The sequence below is a fragment of the Burkholderia pyrrocinia genome (genome assembly GCF_018417535.1).
GTDB lineage: Bacteria > Pseudomonadota > Gammaproteobacteria > Burkholderiales > Burkholderiaceae > Burkholderia > Burkholderia pyrrocinia_E.
Map to the genome: position 1 here is coordinate 1,393,580 of NZ_CP070977.1, position 20,138 is coordinate 1,413,717.

At 62.8% G+C, this 20,138-nt stretch carries 16 protein-coding genes, 1 tRNA gene and 1 pseudogene; 6 read left to right on the top strand and 12 right to left on the bottom strand.

Going from position 1 to position 20,138, the window contains the following annotated elements; translation table 11 throughout:
* Window positions 1–91: 91 nt before the first annotated feature.
* From JYG32_RS06550 to JYG32_RS06575, 6 genes are read right to left on the bottom strand one after another with little or no spacing between them, the layout of a single operon-like run.
* Window positions 92–1,150 carry a maleylacetate reductase gene (locus tag JYG32_RS06550; protein WP_213265039.1) on the bottom strand — a complete coding sequence of 353 codons (1,059 nt, stop codon included), beginning with the start codon at window positions 1,148–1,150 and terminating at the stop codon, window positions 92–94.
* A 12-nt stretch (window positions 1,151–1,162) separates the two neighbouring features.
* Complete coding sequence (locus JYG32_RS06555; protein WP_213265040.1) at window positions 1,163–1,507, bottom strand: Dabb family protein; 345 nt, start codon at window positions 1,505–1,507, stop codon at window positions 1,163–1,165.
* A gap of 12 nt (window positions 1,508–1,519) precedes the next feature.
* On the bottom strand, window positions 1,520–2,431 hold the full coding sequence (locus tag JYG32_RS06560) for an intradiol ring-cleavage dioxygenase (protein WP_213265041.1): 912 nt from the start codon (window positions 2,429–2,431) through the stop codon (window positions 1,520–1,522).
* Between the two features lie 11 nt (window positions 2,432–2,442).
* The gene (locus JYG32_RS06565) at window positions 2,443–3,645 is read right to left on the bottom strand and encodes an alpha/beta hydrolase family protein (protein WP_213265042.1); all 1,203 of its coding nucleotides are present in this window, start codon (window positions 3,643–3,645) and stop codon (window positions 2,443–2,445) included.
* Window positions 3,638–4,615 (bottom strand): NAD(P)-dependent oxidoreductase, encoded by a 978-nt coding sequence (locus JYG32_RS06570; protein WP_249744603.1) that lies wholly within the window; start codon window positions 4,613–4,615, stop codon window positions 3,638–3,640. Before JYG32_RS06570 ends, JYG32_RS06565 begins: the two co-directional genes overlap by 8 nt.
* A complete protein-coding gene (locus tag JYG32_RS06575) occupies window positions 4,612–4,941 on the bottom strand; it encodes a YciI family protein (protein ID WP_349631812.1) in 330 nt (109 codons plus the stop codon). Before JYG32_RS06575 ends, JYG32_RS06570 begins: the two co-directional genes overlap by 4 nt.
* Before the next feature lie 106 nt (window positions 4,942–5,047).
* On the opposite strand from JYG32_RS06575, the gene JYG32_RS06580 reads away from it, so the two are divergent.
* Window positions 5,048–6,775 carry an extracellular solute-binding protein gene (locus JYG32_RS06580; RefSeq protein ID WP_213265043.1) on the top strand — a complete coding sequence of 576 codons (1,728 nt, stop codon included), beginning with the start codon at window positions 5,048–5,050 and terminating at the stop codon, window positions 6,773–6,775.
* Window positions 6,776–6,906: 131 nt separating this feature from the next.
* On the opposite strand, the gene JYG32_RS06585 is transcribed toward JYG32_RS06580, so the two are convergent.
* From JYG32_RS06585 to JYG32_RS06595, 3 genes are all read right to left on the bottom strand, one after another.
* Window positions 6,907–8,139 (bottom strand): porin, encoded by a 1,233-nt coding sequence (locus JYG32_RS06585; protein ID WP_213265044.1) that lies wholly within the window; start codon window positions 8,137–8,139, stop codon window positions 6,907–6,909.
* Between the two features lie 212 nt (window positions 8,140–8,351).
* Window positions 8,352–9,074 (bottom strand): TetR/AcrR family transcriptional regulator, encoded by a 723-nt coding sequence (locus JYG32_RS06590; RefSeq protein WP_213265045.1) that lies wholly within the window; start codon window positions 9,072–9,074, stop codon window positions 8,352–8,354.
* A 125-nt stretch (window positions 9,075–9,199) separates the two neighbouring features.
* A complete protein-coding gene (locus JYG32_RS06595) occupies window positions 9,200–10,450 on the bottom strand; it encodes an MFS transporter (RefSeq protein ID WP_213265046.1) in 1,251 nt (416 codons plus the stop codon).
* 1,172 nt (window positions 10,451–11,622) lie between these two features.
* Between JYG32_RS06595 and JYG32_RS06600 the strand changes: the two are divergent.
* Window positions 11,623–12,657 (top strand): annotated as a pseudogene (locus tag JYG32_RS06600) (IS110 family transposase); the annotation flags it as partial.
* 1,022 nt (window positions 12,658–13,679) lie between these two features.
* On the opposite strand, the gene JYG32_RS06605 reads toward JYG32_RS06600, so the two are convergent.
* On the bottom strand, window positions 13,680–14,021 hold the full coding sequence (locus JYG32_RS06605; protein WP_213265047.1) for a helix-turn-helix domain-containing protein: 342 nt from the start codon (window positions 14,019–14,021) through the stop codon (window positions 13,680–13,682).
* Window positions 14,022–14,163: 142 nt separating this feature from the next.
* Between JYG32_RS06605 and JYG32_RS06610 the strand changes: the two genes are divergently transcribed.
* Window positions 14,164–14,538, top strand: a complete 375-nt coding sequence (locus JYG32_RS06610) for a hypothetical protein (protein WP_213265048.1) — start codon at window positions 14,164–14,166, stop codon at window positions 14,536–14,538.
* Window positions 14,539–14,660: 122 nt separating this feature from the next.
* A complete protein-coding gene (locus JYG32_RS06615) occupies window positions 14,661–15,146 on the top strand; it encodes a hypothetical protein (RefSeq protein WP_213265049.1) in 486 nt (161 codons plus the stop codon).
* A 216-nt stretch (window positions 15,147–15,362) separates the two neighbouring features.
* Here the strand turns inward: JYG32_RS06615 and JYG32_RS06620 are convergent.
* Window positions 15,363–15,439 (bottom strand) — tRNA-Pro (locus JYG32_RS06620).
* Window positions 15,440–15,599: 160 nt separating this feature from the next.
* Window positions 15,600–16,313, bottom strand: a complete 714-nt coding sequence (locus JYG32_RS06625; protein ID WP_174382256.1) for a class I SAM-dependent methyltransferase — start codon at window positions 16,311–16,313, stop codon at window positions 15,600–15,602.
* 530 nt (window positions 16,314–16,843) lie between these two features.
* Between JYG32_RS06625 and JYG32_RS06630 the strand changes: the two genes are divergently transcribed.
* Together JYG32_RS06630 and JYG32_RS06635 are read left to right on the top strand one after the other, a co-directional pair.
* Window positions 16,844–17,527 (top strand): tyrosine-protein phosphatase, encoded by a 684-nt coding sequence (locus tag JYG32_RS06630; RefSeq protein WP_249744604.1) that lies wholly within the window; start codon window positions 16,844–16,846, stop codon window positions 17,525–17,527.
* A gap of 348 nt (window positions 17,528–17,875) precedes the next feature.
* A complete protein-coding gene (locus JYG32_RS06635) occupies window positions 17,876–20,086 on the top strand; it encodes a hypothetical protein (RefSeq protein WP_213265051.1) in 2,211 nt (736 codons plus the stop codon).
* The last annotated feature ends 52 nt before the right edge of the window (window positions 20,087–20,138 follow it).

The following is a 20,138-nucleotide window of genomic DNA, read 5'->3' on the forward strand; positions in this document are numbered from 1 at the left end:
GCGGGGGCGGCCCGCCGCGCACGGCGCGCTTCGCCGAGTCGCGACACGCTGCCAGCCGGGGCACCATGCACCGGCTGGCAGCACCTTCCCGTCACATGCCCCGCCCGTGCCACGCATGCGTCAGCAACTCGCTCAGCGAATCCGCATCGACCGTCCTGGGGTTGGCGTACGGATTCGCGACTGCCTGTTCCACCGCGGCGGCGATGCCACGCTCGGGCATGCCGATGTCGCGCAGGGCAAGCGGAATCGCACAATCGCGCTCCAGCCGGAATATCGCTTCGATGGCGTTCGACACCTTCATCGCGCGAGCAAGACGTTCAAGCGCGTCCGGAATCCGCGATGCGTTGTACGCAAGCGCATAAGGCAGCACGATTGCGTGCGTCTGGGCATGCGGCAGATCGAACAGGCCGCCGAGCGTGTGGCACAACTTGTGATGCAAACCCATCGTCGTCGCGCCCAGGCAGCACGCGCATAACCACGCGCCATAGAGCAGCGCAGCTCGCGCGTCGACATCGCCCGGCGCGCGCATGACGCGCGGCAATGCGTCGGCGATCGCCCGCACGCCCTCTTCCGCCATCAACGCGACGATCGGGTTGCCGTCCGGCGCATAGAGCGCTTCGGCCGCATGCGCAATCGCATTGAATGCCGACAACGCGGAAATGGCCGGCGGAAGCGACAGCGTCAGGTCGACGTCGTAAATGACGACTTCGGGCTGAATCTTCGGGCCGCGCTGCGTCACCTTGCGCCCGTCCCGGGTCTCTCCGAGAATCGGCGTCATCTCGGAACCCGCGTAGGTCGTCGGCAGTACCATCTGCGGCAGATCGGTCCTGAGCGCAATGGCCTTGCCAAGGCCCGTGGTGGAGCCACCGCCGACCGCAACGATCCCGTCGGCGTCGTGCGCGTTCACCACGTCGAGCGCACGCTCCGTGACATCCACCGGCGTGTGCATGGTCGCGCCATTGAACGTACCGATCGCTTTCGAACCCAGCAAGCGACGCACGTCGTCGGCCAGCGCAGCCTGCTCGGGCGTCGACAGCACGAGCAAGCGCCTCAAGCCGAGGCGGTCCGCTTCCGCAGCCAGCATCGTCCGGGTGCCTTGCCCGAACACGACGCGCGCCGGCAGCATCTGATAGGTGAAGGCATTCACCATGATCCGTCCTCCTCAATGGCCCGACACATGCGCACCGTCGCCGGGACGCCCGGCAGGCACGACGCGATAGTCCACCTGATGCCGTGCAATACGCAGGTCGCCGAGCTCGTTCTTCACGCGCACATGTTCCGCATGCACGGCGTACTGCGCCAGAGATTCGTGAGAATCGAATTCCGAGTACAGCACGACATCGCACGCGTAATCGACACGACTCGAATCGACGCCGATCTCCAGATGCAGCAACCCCGGGATTCTTCCGACCAGGCTTTCGAATGCGGCTTTCAACCGGTCGATTGCCTGCGTGCGTTGTTCCGGCGTCTCGCACCTTACATTCCACATCACGATGTGTTTGATCATGTGACCCTGCCTCTAATGGTTCGTATCGCTGCTGGCAGCCCGATTCGGTGCGGCCGCATCAGGTTCGCTGCGATGGAGCACGAAACTGAAATCGAGCGTGCTGAACGGCGTATCGACGAGACTGCCGTCCGGCGCTTTACCGGGCGCGTGCTGCACCCAGTCCGTGATCAGCGACGACCTGACGCCGAACACCGCATCGGAATCGAGGTACTGGTCGCCGGAGCGGAACACATGGGTAATGAGCCGCTCGTAGCCCGGTGCTTCGATCAGGAAATGCAGATGCGCCGGCCGCCACGGATGCCGGCCCAGCGCCGTCAGCATGCGCCCCACCGGACCGTCGTGAGGAATCGGATAAGGCTCGGCGGTGATCGAGCGGAAATGGAAGGAGCCGTCGTCCAGGCTGCGCAACATGCCCCGCCCCTGACTCCCTTCGACGTCGCTGTACTGCACGTCGTAGAAGCCGTCCGAATCGGCCTGCCACACCTCGATTCGCGCATTCGGCACCGGTTCGCCTGCCGGCCCGACGATCCGCCCCGTCACGAAACACGGTTCGCCTTTCGCGCCGTTCGCGACGTCGTCGCCGTTCCGGTACGCCGGCGCGTTCTCCACGAAAAACGGCCCGAACACCGTCGATTCGGTACAGCCGTGCGGCTTGCGGTTGTTCAGCGCATTGACCAGCATCGACAACCCCAGCGTGTCGGACAGCAGAATGAATTCCTGCCGCTTGTCGTCGGTGATATGCCCGACTTCGGTGAGAAACCTGATCCCTTCGAACCACTCTTCCTCGGTCAGTTCGACATCGCGCGCGAACGCGTGCAGATGCTGCACGACGCTCGTCATGAGCTGCTTGAGACGCGGATTCTCCGCATCGGCATGCCGCGCGAGAACGATCTGCGTAATGGTGTCTTCGTCGACGTTTCGCATCATGTCTCCTTTTACAGGCACACCGGCCTCGATTCGTATTCCTTCACGTGCTCCACCGAACGTCGGACGAGCACATCTGCAATCCAGTCCGCCATGAAGTCGGTCGCGAGACTCATGTTGCCGATACTGCAGTGCTGCTCCCCGCCTTCCTGCGCGGTAAAGATCCGAAGCTCGCGATGCGGACTGTTGATGCATCCGTCGTACGTGCGATACGCATCTTCGACCGAGATCTGGCGATCAAGCTCGCCGTGCGTAATGAGGATCGGCACACGGATACGATCGAGCACGCGTTCGAGCGTGAAACGCTCCGCAATCGGCAGCGCCTCCGCGATGGATTTCGCCCCGAAGACCCACAGGATGTGTTCGACGAGATGCGGCACGGACGGCGCCAGCCCGGGATCGGTTGCGCCGTCGACACGCCGGCGAAAACGCGCCGCGAAATCGTGGTTCGCGCCCCACGCCACACAGCACTTGAACCGGCTCTCGAACGCGGCCGCGCGTGGCGCGTGATGACCGCCCATGCTCAGCGCGACCATGCCTATCCTCGCCGCGTCGACATCGCCACGGCCTTCGAGATAGTCGACGCACGCGGCCGCCGGCCGTTCCGCCTCCGCGAAATTGTGCAGATCGTGCTTTCTCAGTGCTTCCCCGACCCCCGGGTTGTCGACGACAAGCGTCGACACGCCGCGTCGCGCAAGCGCCGCCGGGAAGCCGGACAGGAACAGGAACTCTTTCAGGCCGTCCAGCCCGTTGAAGTGCACCATGCACGGCGCGGGGCCGTCGCCCGGTGCGCGCACGAACAGGGCCGGCAAAACCGATCCCTCATAGGGCACGAGTACGCGCTCGCAATTGACGCCGCCAAGCGACACGTACCGGGAAAAACACGCCAACAGCCGGTCGTACGCGTCGATACGCGGCGCGTAGTCATGCGGCGGCATCCGCTCCACGGTGATATACAGGATGGCGGCGCGACGATACTTCTCGGACGCACTCAGACTGTTGCCGTTCCGCTGATCCAGCTCGGCCTTCTCGACCAGTTGCGCGGCGGCATCGGCCCAGGCGTGAAAGAACGCCTTCGCCGGATCGCTGTCATCCTGCGTGCTTCGCTCGCGCAGCGTGCGTGACGCGCGATCGATCTCGTCCATGTTGGCGCCCATGTCGAGCGCCATGCCGAGCGCCAGGTTCCACGCGTAATCGTCGAAGTACTCAAGCACCTTCCACCTCAACACCGTTACCGGTCACGTTCGCCGCGTGCTCGACCACCTTGATGACGGCCGCATAGTCCTCGTCCGCATAGCCGCACGCCGATGCGCTGGACAGCAACTGAGCCGTCAGCGCCGTGAGGCCCAGCGGGACGTTCAACGACTTCCCGGCATCGAGGATGAGCCCGACGTCCTTGCGCATCTGCTCGACCGTGAAGGTCGCCGTGAAGTCCCGCTTCGTCAGCGCGCCGGCCTTCGCCTTCAGAATGGGCGACCCGACCGCGCTGGCCTCGACGACCTGCCACATGTCCGACCATGCGAGCCCGCCCTTTTGCCCGAGCGACAACGCTTCGGCCAGCATTCCCGCGGTGTGGGCGATCATGAGGTTGATCGACAGCTTCATCAGCTTGGCCTGTTCGGCTTCGCCCAGGTAGAAGCACTTGTCTCCCCAGCTGTCGAACAACCCGCTGCATGCATCGAATGCTGCGCGGTCGCCCGAGACCATGACGGTCAGTTTCGCGGCCTCCGCCATCACGGTGTTTCCGGACACAGTGCAACGCAGATACGTGATGCCTGCACGCGCGAGTTGCTCCGCGACCCTGGCCGATGCGTCGACCGAAACCGTGCTCGTATCGATGAAGATCGAAGCGGCTGCCGCATGCCGGGCAATCTGCTCGCCCACGCTCAGAAGCGCGGCATCGTTCGGCAGCGAAGCAATGACAACGCGGCTCGATCCCAGGAGGCTTTCGAGCGCCGACATCACGGTCAGCCCGGCGTCTCGCGCCGCAGCCTGACGCGCGTCGGACGTATCGAATCCCGTGAGCGCATGGCCGTTGCGGGCGATATGCGCGGCCATCGGAAGCCCCATCTTTCCGAGCCCGATGAATGCAATGGTGTCTTTCATGATTTCATTTCCGATCTCGACCTCGCGGCGGCGTTCGCACCCGGCGCTGACCGCCAGCGACGTCCGTACGTGCGTCATGCCCGGATGTCTACGCGCTTCAGGAACGGGTGGATGCTGACTGGCCCCCAGACTTCTGCCGCGCTGAACGGGTCGTTCCGGTTGAATGCGATCACCTCTTCCTTGCCTTCGGCCTCGACCAGGAAAAAGCTGCCGATCATCGTTTCTCCGTCGTCCGACACCAGCGGCCCGGAAATGATCGATCGCACCTTCGCACCGGCCAGATAAGCCTTGTGCGCTTCGTAGTTCGCGAGCCGGCGCTCGAGCGCGCCTTCACGGTCAACACAATGGATGACGAAATACATGCTTTCCTCCTCGGTTAAGTGGCCGGCGCCCGGTTCGTTCATCAGCGCGCCAGCGACGGAACCTAGACTAAAGGGGATCGCTCTGGACACCAATCGCCCGGTCGTCCAGAATGGATATTCCGCTCGGTCGGCTCGCGCGGCCGAGCCGATGACGGGAGACATCACCGACGTCAACACGATGAACGACCACGAATTTCTGAGAATCATTGAGTTCATAGACGGCACCCGGGCGCCGTTCGCGGCACAGATCGCCGGCATGTCGCCCGACTCGGACTGGGCGCTGACCAGCCACCTGGTCCGAGCGAAACTGCTGCAGCAAGCGGTATCGATTTCGCAGCTCATCGCGGCATCCGGTCTTCCATACGGAACCGCCCACCGGCGCATCAACATCCTGATCGACGAAGGGTTGATCGACATCGCGCCGGCATCGCCGACCGGAAAATCCCGCGTGCTCCTTCCCAGCAGCAAGCTGCTGCAAGGGTTCGAAGCGCTCGCGCTCCACGTCAAATTCCTGGTCGCCACGCTGGTGGGGCAGCGTGACGACAGCCAGAGCTCCGAGCAATATTATTTTGGTGAACCGAGGAAATCGCTGCAGCACCTGGTGCCACCGTCCAATCTTCTCGAATCGAAAGACGGCAACGGAAAGCGGCTGCGGTTCCTGTTTCACGACGACAATTATTTTTCGGCGCTGCGCAATCTCTGGATCGACTTCCGCGCCAACGCCGGCAGGAGCGAGGACTTCGAACTCGCGCACCTGCAGGATCTGTACGAGAAGGCGCTCGCCAACGGCGCCCGGAACGAATCCGAGTTCGACATCATCACGTTGAACTATCCGTGGCTCGCCGAATTTGCCCAGAAGGAGTTGATCTCGCCACTGGACATCGATGTTCATGGCGCCTCCGCGAACCTGCCCGACTTTCATCCGGCCGCGCTGGAATGCGTCACGTACGACGATTGCCTCTATGGATTGCCGGTCTACGTCACGGTCGAAAGCCTGCTCGCACGCCGGGACATTTTCGAAAGCAATGCGCTGGCATATCCGACGACCCCCAGGAATCTCCTTGCCGTGGCGCGTCGCCTGCACAAACCCAAGCGCGACCAGTACGGCCTCGTCTGGAATGCCGCACGCGGCATGCCGATCGCCAGCGCCTTCATGTTTTTCCTGAACGCGCACGGCGGCTCGATCATCGCCAGCAACGCTTCGACCGGTCGAACGCGCGCACGCCACCCGGGTGTCCGTGCCGGCCTCGACAGCAAGGAGGCGCGCACGACACTGGCATTCATGGAGCAACTGCTGAGCGTTTCCCCGCCCGATACACTCGCCTTCGACTGGGACGACAGTCTCGGCGAATTCATGTCCGGGCGCGCCGCACTGTGTTACGCGTGGTCGATGCGTGCTGCTCGCCTCGAGCTGGATATCCGGTCCAAAGTAAAGGGCAAGGTGACGTTTCTTCCCCATCCCAATATCCACGACGTACGGCGATCGGTGCCCATCGGCGGCTTTTTCCTCGCCGTTCCGAGCAACCTGCCGCCCGAGCGGGCGGCACTCGCTCACCAGGCGATCCAGTGGATGACTTCATCGCAGGCGATGAAGTCGAATGCGCGCAATGAACTGCCGGTTGCACCCCGCTTCAGTGTCAGCTCCGACCCGGAACTGAACATCGTGTCGCCGATCGTCAGCTTCGTCGACAAGCTGGCACGCAACGGCCTCATTTCCAATACGATGCGGCCGATTACGCCGGTGTACAGCCGAATCGAGGAGGTCGTGGGCATCGAGATCCACGACGCCCTTTGCGGCCGGATCTCGCACGAAGATGTGCTGCAGAAACTGCAGGGCCGGGTGCAGGACCTTCTGGATACCGTGCTTGACGACTAGCCGCGCATCAGCGACCGCAACCGGCCGCCCCGTGGGCGCCGCCATATTGCCCGTCGTCAACCGGTTCCGTAGGCGCACGACAAACACGCACTGCATGCGCGGCAGCCCCGGCCGCGCATGCAGCGTCGCGGTCAGAATCGATGCGCCAGGCCGATCGCGTCGACGAACTGCTGCCGTGACGCCGACGGCGTCATGCCGTTGATGGACGCCACGGCGGCTTGCCCGAGCGAATCGACGCCCGATGCCCGTTGATAGACCGCGACCATGTAGACATCCGTCCGTTTCGACAGCGCGTAATGGATGCCGGCGTTGGCCTGGTTGTAATGCGCATTGTTGGCTTCGGGACCGTGTGCCAGCGTGTACGAGTACGCGGCGCCCAGCGACACCGCGGGCGTGATCCGGTACGAGCCATTGACCTCGATCGTATTGAATGTGGCGCTACCGGCGTAGCCCAGCGGGTTCGGGCCGGCGGCCGAGCCGAGGCCGATGAAGCGTGTGTTCGTGTAGATCGCGCCCAGCGTCGCACGACCGAGTGCATAGCTCGCGCCGGCACCTGCCGTCTGCAACCGGTGCGCGGACGCATAGCCGGCGATCACCGGATTCTTTTCCGGCGTGGTCGCCGAGCCGAGCGAGCCGATGTTGTTCACCTCGCTGCCGCCACCGTTGGGCTGACTCCCCCATATCGAGACATTCGGGTCGTACGCGCTCATGTAGCCGAAGCCGATCCGCAGCGCGCCCGTCGTGTAACCGAGGCCGGCGGCAATGGTCTGATTCTGCGACGCATGCCCCGCGACACCGCCGACGCCGTACATCGCACTCGCCGACCACCCGTGCCACGTGGGCGACGTCACTTTCACCGCGTTGTTCTGGCGAGCCGTCATGCCAAGATTGTCGATATCGTCGGGATGCGCGGCGATAAAGCCGCCCCATTGCACGATTGCCGTCATCGGCGACAGGAAATCGACGACCGGCGAATATTGCCGCCCAAGCGTCACTTTGCCGATGTGCTCGTTGGCCAGCCCGACAAATGCCTGGCGGCCGAACAACGCGCCGCCTTGCCCAAGTGCGCCGTTCGCCGCATTGAAGCCGTTCTCCAGCGTAAAGATCGCCGACGTCCCGCCGCCCAGGTCCTCCTTCCCCTGGAGCCCGAACCGGCTGCCGGCATACGCCGACGTCGACGCATCCAGCATCGACACCTGGCTGGCGCCATGAAGGGCACCGCCCGCCTTGTTCACTTGCGCGTTGCTGACAAACACCACATCCGGATCGATGACCCCATACAGCGTCACGCTGCTTTGCGCACATGCACCGTATGCCCATGCACAAGACGTTGCGACCACCATCACCTGTACGACTCGTTTCATCTCCATACCTCGCCTTTATATTTAGCCATCCAAAATTAGCAAACCGTGCGTCAATCGATGAATCGACGAACGTCACACCGCTCGATCAGCGTATTTCAGTTGATACGTTCATCCTTCTTGTTTTTAGTTATCCGAACTTTTATGAATGCCAGATGGAAAAATTTCGATCTGGTTGCCTGCATGACGTGGTCGCCGGGTTCCGGCAACAGGAACTATACGGACCGGGCGAGCCCTTCAAAACCGCTGACCAGAAACGGAACGAGCCGCTGGTAGGCCTGCGTCAGATCCGTCGATGCAAAGCGCCCCGCAGACAGCAACTCGACGCGCCCCGGTTCAGCGCTGAGCGCCACCATCGCACCGACCATGAAACTGAAGCCATGGTAGACGTCCGTTTCCGCAACACCCGGCATCGCCCGGCGAAACTCCACCAGATAGTGCCGAGCGACCGCATCGAAATGCTTGCTGATCACCTTCGCCGCGCTCGGCGAGTTGGCCAGCCGGGAGATCACCAGCGAGTAATGCTTCCAGCCCTGCCCGCCGTTGACACTGCGCTCGACGAAGGGCCAGACATAGCCCTCGACGAGATCCTTCACCGGCACCGGGCCATCCGAAGCACGCAGCCTCGCCTGATCCAGTGCCTGGATGCGATGGTGCGCCATGACGGAAGCACGCCGCTCGATCACCTTGTCGAACAGAAGATCCTTGGTGCCGAAGTGGTAGGTGACAAGCGCAATGCGCGCATCCGACGCCTCCGCCACCTGTCGCATCGACGTACCGTGGAAGCCGTTTTCCGCAAAGAGCGCTTCCGCGGCATCCAGGATCTTCTCCCGCGTCGCATCGCCGGCCTTGCGTGTCCGGGTCCGGGCCACACCCGGCAGGTTCGTCGCGACGCGGCTACGCTGCGCTGCTCCGCTTGAAATGAAGGGCTTCTTCATAGGACTGGAAATGGACCGCACAAAATTGGACATCTGTACAGATTAAATTATCGCACAGCGTATTTTCCCGATTTACGCGTCCCCGCCCCCCCCCAAGCATGCCGCTTCGCTCGATTCTCCCGCCGTCATTCCCTTGCGAGTTGCACGCCGGATGCCGGTCGGGCCGGTGAGACACGGCGCCGTTGAGCGCGCGCCAGCATGACCGTGAAGATCGCGGCGAAGCCGAACGCCACGCTGCAAAGCGCAATACCGGTCGCCAGACTGGATTTCGTGGCGATCGCGCCGAGCGCGAACGGCGCAAATGCCGACAGTCCCCGTCCGAAGTTGAAGCAGAAACCGGCGCCCAGACTTCGGACGCGAGACGGGTACAGCTCGCCGAAGTACGCCCCGAAGAGACCGCCGAACGGAAAGAAGAGCGCGGTCAGCGGCCCCATCCAGAGCAACATCGTGTCGTTTCGCATCACTGCATAGATCGGCAACATCACGGCGGCCCCGATGAACGACACGACGACGGCCCGATCGCGCCCGATCCGGTCCCCCAGCCAGCCGAAGAAGTGCAGTCCGGCGAACATGCCCACATTGAGCAGGATCACGAAGGCCGTCATGCTTGCCGTGTCGAGCCCGTGCTCCTTGACCAGATAAGTCGGAATCCACGTATTCGCGCCCCAGTAGCCGACCAGCGCGCAAGTGGCCGCAAGAGTGCCCAGGATCGTCGTGACGCGCAGCTCGTCCGAGAAGATTTCCCAGACGGACACCGAACGCCTGGCCGCCGACGTCGACGCACGATCGGCGAGCCACGCTTCCGACTCACGCACGAAGACCTGCGTATAGAGTGCCGCGACTACCGCGCCGACTCCGCAGAAGAACAGCACGCGCCAGCCGTACGCCGGCAGCACGAATCGCGCGAGCAGGGCCGCGGCCCCGAACCCGATCGGCCACGCACTGATGACGAACGATGCGGCGCGCCCCCGTTGTCGCGACGGAAACACCTCGCTGATGAAAGCCGCGGCGACGCCCCATACCCCGCCGAGACCGAGGCCCGCCAGGAACCGGAAGATCATCAAATGGCTCCAGTCCTGCGCAAAGCCCACGGCGGCTGTGAACACGCCGAAGACGAGCAGGCTTCCGACCAGCGCCTTCTTGCGTCCATGGTTGTCCGCGTACCACCCGATCAGGACGCTGCTGAACCCGACTCCGATCAGCGTTGCCGTTCCGATCAGTCCGGCCATCGTGAGGGACAGGTGCATATCCGCCATGATCGCCGGCATCGCGACGGCGAGCAGCATGAAGTCCATTGCATCGAACATGTAGGCGAGAAAACTCGCGAACAAAACATGCCACCGGTTCGGTGACCCTACTTCAACCTTCGTCGACATCGCCTCGCTCCTAAGTAACCCCTGTCCGCCTGTAGCCGGATTTCGCCGTTTCCCGACGCTGCCCGTGCAAGGGGCGCTCGGAAATGGAATCGGCTGCCGGACTACCTGCCATTCCCTGATCGACGGGTGTGGGCGACAGGTTCAGGTGCGCCACCTTTCGCGGTATCGCACGATGCACCCGAGCACCCCGTCAATTCGCCGCCATTATCTGTACGAGTGTCCAACCAGATATCTAGAGAAAACCCGGTGTGGCCTTGCCTGGCATCGAAAAGCGGCAGGATTTATCGAAACTGGACAGATTCGACGTGAATCCGTCGGGTAACGAATAGTGGGTTACCTGTACCGCCCCCCTTCGTGACGCCTTTCTCGTCGTTACCGCGGCATGGAGGCGGGCGATTCCTCGTCATGAGGAAGCCCCGGCTCAGGGGAGGGAAAACGATCTGCGGGTTGAAGGAGGTCGAAGCGAACATTCAGGTCACTTCACTGCATCTTGCGCACGCGCTTATGCGTCGTCAACCCTCGTTTCATATCGTTATCGAATCAAATAGAATACAGAGGAATACGTAGTAAATTGTCGGAACACCAAATATTTTTTCTCTCATCTGATGTTGCACCTGGCGTCTCTTTCGTGCACATACGAACGCGAATCACAGTGAACATCGCCTGCCCGTCGATCGGTAGTACAGGACGCATTCGATGTCACCGCACCGCACTCGGCATTCACATCGTCAGCCCTGCCCTTTCAGCGTCGGCGCCATACGAGCGCGCCGGCGTTACGCAGACATTCACAGTCGCGCCACTGCGGATCCAACACGAGCACCACCAGCACACCGTGACGCGATGCGTTAGACGCACTAATCACTCAAGACACACTGACAGCGATTCTCCACGCCCCTACATCTGATGCACTCGGGATCATGCGATCGCGTATGCGCCACTCACTTCTTCACACCGCTGCATCAAACGCGACGCACACAGCAACTACACAAACGCGATTTCAGAATGCACATGACCTGCACATCGCGCGCACGGAAGTCACGATCGGCAGAGAAAACAACATGAAAATAGAATTACGGAATATCAGGGACTTTCGGCGCAACGACGCCGCTAGCGCGCGCGACGGCCGACGTCGCACAATCGTGCCGTCTTCTTTCGAATGACGAGGTGAACTCATGAACAGTCCCATCACGATCGGCATTGATCTGGCCAAGGAAATCTTCGCGATCTGCATACTTGACGATCGCGGCGCGGTCCGCGAACGGCGCGTGCTGCGCCGGGCCGCCTTCGAACGCTGGACGGCACAGGCGCCTGATGGCATCATCGCCATGGAATCATGCAGTTCAGCCCATCACTGGGGGCGCTGGTTCTCGGCCCGCGGTCATGTCGTCCGTTTGATCGCCCCGGAATTCGTTACCCCGTTCCGTAAAGGCGGCAAGAATGACGCAGCGGACGCGGAAGCGATCGCGGTTGCCGCCCGCCAACCGACGATGCGGTTCGTGACCATCAAGACCGTCGAGCAACAAGCCATCCTGAGCTGGCACCGTGCTCGCCAGGGATGGGTCGACGAGCGCACCGCCTTGATCAACCGCCTGCGGGGCCTGCTCGCCGAGTTCGGTATCGTGCTGGGCCGTTCCCGCTCGACATTGCGCACCGCGCTGCCCTGTCTCACCGACGATCCACGACTTCCGGTGCAGGTTCGAGCGCTTGCGTTGGAAACGCGCGAGCAATTCGCCGCCCTCGACGCGCGCGTCGCGCGCTGCGACGCCGAGATTGCCGCGCATCTGGTCGACAACGCACCGGCTCAGCGCTTGCGGGCCCTCCTCGGCATCGGGCCCCTCACTGCCAGCGCACTCGTCGCGACGGTCTCCAATGCATCCAGTTTCAAGAACGGCCGGCAATTCGGTGCCTGGCTCGGCTAGACGCCGCAGCAGCACAGTTCCGGTGGCAAGGCCAGACTGGGCAAGGTGACTCGGCACGGCGACGGCTATCTACGCGGGCTGCTGGTGCAAGGCGCGCGCAGCGCCCTGCAGTCGGCCTTGCGCTGTCTGCCCGAGCGTCTCTCCCGCCTCGGGCGCTGGATCGTCGATCTGTTTCACCGCAAGGGCTATCACAAGACACTCGTCGCGATCGCCAACAAACACGCCCGCATGCTATGGGCAATGCTGGCGCACGACGAAACCTACGATCCGCTCGCCTGGCAGCGCTATCGCGCTGCCGGCGGCGACCGTGTAGTACCGCGTAGTTCCTTCCCCCTCGCTGCACTGTGCGATAGCAACATGAGGTCAGACCGAACGGGAGCAAACCCCGGCTATCCTGCTGGCCAGCCCCATGCGCAGCGGTTGATCGCTGCTGCGCAGGCTGCGTCTCGGATGGAATTGGGAGCTCCCGGGCGGCTTCGATATGATGGCCCGCGCCGGCAGTTCTGGCGCAACAAGGCCGGTTACAGGGATGCAGTCTGCCACCTCGACGGCTAGACGCATATGCAGCAACTACAAACTCACGACACAGGAACAGCGAAACCACGCAGAGATCGAACATCAGGTCGTACACCGTGTCGAGCAAACGTGCTGCGCAGAGGCTCACACCTTCGCGCACATCCCGCGTGCGTCCGAAAACAGATACTAAGTAGAACTTGTGCAAATGTGATGCAATCACGCAGCACAGGAAAACGCGTTAAAAAACGCATCGTGCGTGCAACAACGATGGCGCACGTGACTCAACAAGCGTGAGTCGACATCGCAAATCGAGCGCGCGATCCGCGTGCATCAGAAACACATCCGGCGGCGAACATCACCGGCCCAAAATACCATTGACACACAGCGAAAGTCCTTACAGCAGGATAGGCTTGCGCCGGTTTTGGGCGCCATGCACATCTGAGCTGTGCGGAATAAAAGTTCGAGCGATGGAAAACCGCTTCACGACCTGTGGAAGCTCGACCACGGTCCGGCTGTGCCTCGGCCCTGCAATAGCCCGCATCTCCCTCCGGCAACACATGTCAATGGTCAGCAGCACACGTTAGGAAATACATCGGGTCCTGGCCACCGCACGAAATACCGCCACCAACGGCGCTTATATCTAACGAGACCCGCCATCATCGTAGTGCTGCGCGGTTGGGACGGCTGCGTCGAAGATGCTGGGCGTCGTTGCTAGGCAGGGCCGTTGACGGTTCTTCCATAGGTCGCGATCGTCAGATCGTACGATCCGTGAACGTGTCGACTTCTTAGTCGCCCTACGAATCACCGTTCTGTTTCGCACGGTGCGTCGATACACCCATGGTGTCCATAAGCGCCAGCATTGCAATGCGCTGATCTGCGTCGAGGGCCCTGTATCGAGACAAGATCTGCTGTTCCTCAACAGTCGACGCAAGCGTCGCGACCTGCCCAGTAAGCAGGTAGTACACGTCCACACCGGCAGACGCCAGCCCCACGAGGTAATCGGAATTCGGTCGGCGTGTCCCTCGCTCGTAATGAAACTGAGCCTGCTTATGAACCCCACCCAGCGCTGCAAATTCGGGCTGAGTCAAGCGCATGCGCTTGCGTTCCTGTTTGAGGCGTATCGGAAAATCATCCATTTGTCATGTTTTGTTCGTTGACAATGGTACGAACGAGTACCAATCTCGTCATACCATTTGACTTTCCGATGTTACCGCACGCTGTCGAGCGGGGCACCACTACGCCTACTCACGCGAGCGGCGACTAGGTCCGGAGGAAACCATGGCCAACTACATACTCCGCGGCGCGCTACCGGTCCGCGCCCAATTTCGCCATGCACACGCCGAAAACCTCGCCAATAGGTTGACCGAACACGTCAATGTCGACGTTTATTTTGCCACCGACACCGTGGCGCACTGTCTAGTCATCTGCCTCACAGGCGCGCTATTACCGAACGAATGGCTTGCAGTGGAGACGGTGCTTGCCGACTTTGCGCAGAAACACGCGAGCGCCGCTGCAATTTTCACTAGGAATTGGGCCGGCGACGTTTCATTCTTGCCGCTCGGCCTTGATCGCCATATTGACCTCTCCCGAGATTCGATCATCTGGACCCGCAAACTGGAACGTTGCGCGTCGACGGCGCATGGCGACACCTGACTTTTCTCCCGAACGCCCAGCACGGCAGCACGCCGTCGCATGGCCGCTGGCCGCCTGTCCCACGCCGGAGCATCCAGTCGGTCGCTTGACCTGTCCGGCGAAACATCGGCGGAGTGACGATCATGGAGATCGAAGATGCCCTAGACAAGGGCGAATATGTATTGTGCGGCGCAATGCCAGTGGATGCAGATATGGAGCTCGAGCATCTCGAAAGCGTTCGTCGGCACCTAGGAGGCATTGCGGATGTTTATCTCGCGCGTGACGATGCGGCGAATACAGTCGCGATCCGCCTATCTGGATCCATTTCGCGTGACGATGCGAAAGTGATCGACCGCCGGATCCAGAAGTTTGCACACGATCATTGCAGCGCCGGCGCCATCCTGTGGCGCGGATGGAACAATTCGTGGAAATGGTTCGTGGTCGGGTTGGATTGGCAAGCTCAATGCCTGCTGAAGCTTGCCGCGGCTGAGGAGCGGTTCGAGCGCCTCGAGGAGCGGGGCTTCGATTTCATTTTCTGGGCCCATTTAGATGCGATCGCCGACAGCGATCACAATAAACCCGGCAACACGGTCGGTCACCTTTCAATTGAGGCAGAAAGGCGGGAGTGACTTGTGACCAGTCTTACGCCAGCGGAGCGGCGCCAGCAGTGCTGTGCAAGTTGTACGGGGGCGGGCGAAGTCGCTACAACCGGAATACCGACCGGACGCCGCCCCGCTCGGTGGAAGTTCCGTGCCATTCCCGGGAGAACCACTCAACGTGTGGGGGCAAAATTTGCCCAAAATGGAAAAGGACTTACGGCTTTCACCGTAAGTCCTTGATTTTCCTGGTCGGGGCGAGAGGATTTGAACCTCCGACCACCTGCACCCCATGCAGGTACGCTACCAGGCTGCGCTACGCCCCGAAAGAAGAAAAGTATAACAGACACTTTCCCTATTTAGAATCGGGTCGCAGGCATTTTGTGAATGTTCTTGTGAAATTTTTTGGCGTGGCCGCGCAGATTCAGGTGGCGACACCCATGCCGGCGCGCCCCGCGCCCCGGCCACACGACATCCGCATCGCATTCACCGCTTGCGCGCAACGCAGATGACCGTCAGGCCGGCGACGCGGTTGAACCGGAACATCGGCAACTCTACGCGACAGATCGTCTTGAGCAAGCCGTTGACGAACGGATGGTGCCGGCGCAATTGCGACGCCGGCTCGCGCGAATGCCGACGCAACCGTTCGCCCAGCCGCAGCGCTGCCGCGAGCGGAAACGTGAGGCCGAAGTAATAGGCGCCGCGCTCGACCTCGAGCCCCGCACGACGAACCACGTCCTCGAGACCGCCGAGCGTATACCTGCGTTTGTGCTCGAGAAAATCGTCATGGCCGCTCCAGAGGAACTGGAACGCGGGAACCGTGATCAGGAACCGGCTGCCCGGAGGCGCCCCCTTCACATACTGCGCCAGCAGCCCGACATCGTCGTCGACATGCTCGAGCACGTCCATCAGCAGAACGAGATCGGCATCGAATCGCTCGACGGACCGCCGAAAGTGAATGGGCTTGCCGGCCGTCTCCTCGTCGCTATCGTCGGCGTAGCTCGTATCGACGCACCACGCCTCCGTCGCCTTCGTGCGTTCGAGCAGGTGCTTCGAGAAGAAGCCGGAGCCTGCACCGACATCGAGTATCCGGTTCGCGCCCGACCCGCCCAGGAACCGTCGGATCGCACGCGCCTTCGACGCGTAGTACCAGTGATCGCCCGCACTCGCCCCCAATACGTCGACTTCCTTCAGATCCATGACGCTTCCCCGTGATGGCCAAGTGTTTTGATTCATACAGCCACGAAGCCGATCTTACCTCGCCGTTGCCGCCGATCGTACCCGTCGACGCTGCACGGCCCGCACGGGCAACCCGCATGCCTCCCTAATCGAAAAGGACGATGGCTGTTTGGCCGCGGATCGCTACCGTGCGGTAACCCGGCGCGAGATTGATGCGCACGGCGAACCGTCCGACTGCATGCCGATCGATCCGGCCCGCCCCCGCTGTGCCGCGTCGCGCGCGGTACAGGAGGCACCACCACCGGTCACCATCGCGGTCGCGACCTCTTGTAACCGTCTCCGACACAGGGCCTTGAATGCATCAGAAAAACGAAATATCCCGTCGACATTTTCTCCGGCTGGGCGCCGGCACGATAGGCATCGCACTGGGGAGCGCGTCGCTTCTGTCGGCATGCGGCGGCGACTCGGTTTCGGTCGCGCCGGTCACGACACCGCGGCTGGGTTCGGCGTCGAACTTTCGCGACACGGGCGGACCCGACGGAACCGGCTATGTGACGACCAGCGGCGCGACGATGAAGAAAGGCGTGATCTATCGCTCATCCGCGCTTGCATTGTCCGCCGCAGACGTCGCGACCGTCGGCACGCTGGGCATCAGGCAGGTCTGCGACCTGCGCACGCCTGCCGAGATCAAGACGCAACCGGATGCGACGCTGCCCGGCGCCACCTGGCAAAACCTCAACGTGCTCGGGGCCGCCAGCATCGACCCGATTCCGACCAGCGGCGCAACCGCGACGGCATTCATGATGGGCATGTACCGGGCGTTCGTGACGTCGGACACCGCGCATGCAAGCTATCACGCGCTGTTCTCCGGATTCGCCGAGGCCGGCGAAAACCTGGTCTTTCACTGCACGGCCGGCAAGGATCGCACCGGCTGGGCGACCGCCGTTCTGCACACGATCCTCGGCCTCTCTCAGCAGACGATTCTCGCCGACTACCTGCTGACTAACGTCTATAGCGCATCCGCAATCGCCGCCTCTGTCGCCCAGGCTCAAAAGGCCGGCGGGCAAAATTCGGCAGACATGATGACCGCGCTGCAAGGCGCGCACGCCGACTATCTGCAGGCGGCATTCGATCAGGTCACCGCGTCGTACGGCTCGATGACGTCGTACATCGCCAATGGCCTGCAGATCGACCAGGCGACGCTGAACGCGATCCGGCAGCACATGCTGGTCTGATCGGCCCCGCGGGCGGCCACGACGGGGCCGGATCGCACGCTGGTTCCGACTGCATCGGCCGGCGCCTCGCGAAGCCGGTGAAACCCGCGCCGGCCAAGGCTGGCGGCGGGTTGGCCCGTTCGCCGAGAAACTCATTGGCCGAGGGGCCGCACAAACCGAACGATCGTTTGATCCGGCCGCCTCGCCACCCCGAATCCATTGTCCCGCAGCCCGCCCGGTTGCCGCGCCCGACCGCCCGTTGTTTGGTAACGCCGCTCTAGCGCGCTATGACACACTGCACGGCATCGACGCTCGCGCCGTGCAGTGGCGCGCGCCGCCGTCGATCACGACAAGACATGGAGACAGACGATGCGGAATGCGGTCCGGCGCGGCCATCGCTCGCCTTTGGCAATTTTCGACTGGATTTCCGGCCCGCGACGCGTGGCCACCCCGGTCTCGCACAAGACATCCCGCGTGTTCGGCTGCGGCGCGTTGGCGCTCGCGCTGCTCTGCACCGGCTGCGCGGAATCGTCCGCACAGCGCGACGGCAACACGTCGGTCGCGTCGACGAAAATCGAGCGCACCAAAGCCGAACGCCTCTCCCGCGAGCAGCAGATCGCGCGGACCGTGCCGTCGGTCGCATCGATCAGTCTCACGCAACCGCGCCCGTTCACGTTGCGCGACTCGGGCCAGAACGGCGCGATGACGTTCCTGCGCGACGTCGATTTCCGCATCGTCAACAACCTCGGCTTCTTCATCCATCAGTTGTCGGCCACGCTCGTGCCGACGCAGCCCGGCGCGCCGATCGTGTTCGACGATCCGACGAGCTTCGAGATCGACGTGCACGAAGGCGCGGTCACGCTCGACAACGCGAAGCTGACCGCCCTCTTCAACACCTATATCTTCGGCTATCGCAACGCGCCGCTGCGCAAGCTGGCCGTGTCGGCCGGCGACGGCGTGATCCATCTGCAAGGCGAGATGCAGCGCGACGGCTGGGTGCCGTTCTCCCTGACCGGCACGCTCGCGATCCGCGACGGCAGCCAGCTCGTGTTCCACCCGACCGGCGTGCGCGTGTCGGGCATCAACGCGCAGCCGGTGATGCGCGCGGCCAACGTGAAGATGGCCGACCTGCTGAAGGTCCAGACGCCGATCGCGAAGCTCGCCGGCGACGATCTCGTGATGTCGGTCGACAAGCTGATGCCGCCGCCGCGCCTGAAGCTCACGATCATCGCGCTGCGCGTGACGCCGGCCGGCCTCGACCTCGCGCTCGACGACGGCACGCATGCAGGCTTCGCGATGCCTGCGAACGCGCCGCAGCAGGCGATGGTCATCCGCGGCGGCGACGTGAAGTTCATGCGCTCGATGCCGATGAACGCGGACATCCTGATCGGGCCGGTCGATTCGACGCAGCGCGACCAGAATTTCGTGTTCGACCTGTATCACTATCGCGACCAGGTGTCAGCCGGTTACTTCAATTTCGACGAAAGCGGTGCGATGGCAATCCGGATGCCTTCGTACACGGGGCCGGCCAGCGGCGCGCTGCTCGGCAACGCGGCCGCGCGCCTGAACGACAGTTTCCTCGCCACGCAGCAAAATGCGCTGCGCGACGTGCGCCAGCACTGGGAAGCCTACGCGCTCGCAGCGGACACCGCGCGGCCCGGCATGCAGAAGGTCGCGATGCGGCGCACGTCGACCGCGCCGTTCAACGAACGGCACGTGTCGAACCGCAACCCGACGATCCATCTGCGCAACGTCGACTTCAACCTGTCCGGCGATATCGGCTTTCATGTCGAGGATCTCGACGTCGAACTCGTGTCGAAGCGTCCCGGCGAGCCCGTCGATCTCGACGATCCGAACCAGTACGACATCCGCATTCTCGGCGGCACGGTTGTCGAGTCGTGGAAGGCGATGTCCGCGCTCTTCAACAACTATTTGCTCGACTACTCGCCGCGCTCGCTGAACGACCTGCAGCTCAGCGCGGACGGCCAGAACCTGCGCGTCCAGGGCGGCATCAAGCTGTGGAATCACGTGCCGGGCGTCTGGCTGCCGACCGACATGAAGGGCTCGCTGACGGTGCTCGACGACCGGCACCTCGCGTTCAAGCCGTCCCAGGTGTCGGTGCTCGGCATTCCGCAGGCGAAGCTGCTGCGCTCGCTCGGCATCGAGCTCGCTTCGCTGACGCCGCTGCAGCGTCGCGGCGCGGAACTACGCGGCGACACGCTCGTGCTCGACCAGTACACCGTATTCCCGCCGCCGGTACTGAACGGCAAGCTCGGACTGGCAACGGTCGAGCGCGACGGGCTGCGCCTCACGTTCCGGCGCGCCTCGGGCGCGCCGGCGCCGAAGCGGCCGCAGATCGATGCGCCGAGCTACATGTGGATGGAAGGCGGCGACATGAAGATGTTCAACGTGCTCGAACTGAACGTGCGCGCGCTGATCCGGAATTCGGCCGAGGCCGGCCCGATGCGATTCGACCTGTACGGCTATCGCAGCCAGGTCGCGCAGGGCTCGGTGCGGATGTTGCCGGACGGTACGCTGGTCGTCGACATGGGACAGAAGAATCCGCTCGCGTCACGCTGATCCGCGGGCGCGACACGCATGAAAATAGCCCGGTGGCGCTTCGCCAACCGGG

Excerpts from the sequence above, each read along its gene's own strand:
- JYG32_RS06550 (WP_213265039.1), bottom strand. The coding sequence starts at position 1,150 with ATGGTGAATGCCTTCACCTATCAGATGCTGCCGGCGCGCGTCGTGTTC.
- JYG32_RS06555 (WP_213265040.1), bottom strand. The coding sequence starts at position 1,507 with ATGATCAAACACATCGTGATGTGGAATGTAAGGTGCGAGACGCCGGAA.
- JYG32_RS06560 (WP_213265041.1), bottom strand. The coding sequence starts at position 2,431 with ATGCGAAACGTCGACGAAGACACCATTACGCAGATCGTTCTCGCGCGG.
- JYG32_RS06570 (WP_249744603.1), bottom strand. The coding sequence starts at position 4,615 with ATGACGCACGTACGGACGTCGCTGGCGGTCAGCGCCGGGTGCGAACGC.
- JYG32_RS06575 (WP_349631812.1), bottom strand. The coding sequence starts at position 4,941 with ATGAACGAACCGGGCGCCGGCCACTTAACCGAGGAGGAAAGCATGTAT.
- JYG32_RS06580 (WP_213265043.1), top strand. The coding sequence starts at position 5,048 with ATGACGGGAGACATCACCGACGTCAACACGATGAACGACCACGAATTT.
- JYG32_RS06585 (WP_213265044.1), bottom strand. The coding sequence starts at position 8,139 with ATGAAACGAGTCGTACAGGTGATGGTGGTCGCAACGTCTTGTGCATGG.
- JYG32_RS06590 (WP_213265045.1), bottom strand. The coding sequence starts at position 9,074 with ATGAAGAAGCCCTTCATTTCAAGCGGAGCAGCGCAGCGTAGCCGCGTC.
- JYG32_RS06595 (WP_213265046.1), bottom strand. The coding sequence starts at position 10,450 with ATGTCGACGAAGGTTGAAGTAGGGTCACCGAACCGGTGGCATGTTTTG.
- JYG32_RS06605 (WP_213265047.1), bottom strand. The coding sequence starts at position 14,021 with ATGGATGATTTTCCGATACGCCTCAAACAGGAACGCAAGCGCATGCGC.
- JYG32_RS06610 (WP_213265048.1), top strand. The coding sequence starts at position 14,164 with ATGGCCAACTACATACTCCGCGGCGCGCTACCGGTCCGCGCCCAATTT.
- JYG32_RS06615 (WP_213265049.1), top strand. The coding sequence starts at position 14,661 with ATGGAGATCGAAGATGCCCTAGACAAGGGCGAATATGTATTGTGCGGC.
- JYG32_RS06625 (WP_174382256.1), bottom strand. The coding sequence starts at position 16,313 with ATGGATCTGAAGGAAGTCGACGTATTGGGGGCGAGTGCGGGCGATCAC.
- JYG32_RS06635 (WP_213265051.1), top strand. The coding sequence starts at position 17,876 with ATGCGGAATGCGGTCCGGCGCGGCCATCGCTCGCCTTTGGCAATTTTC.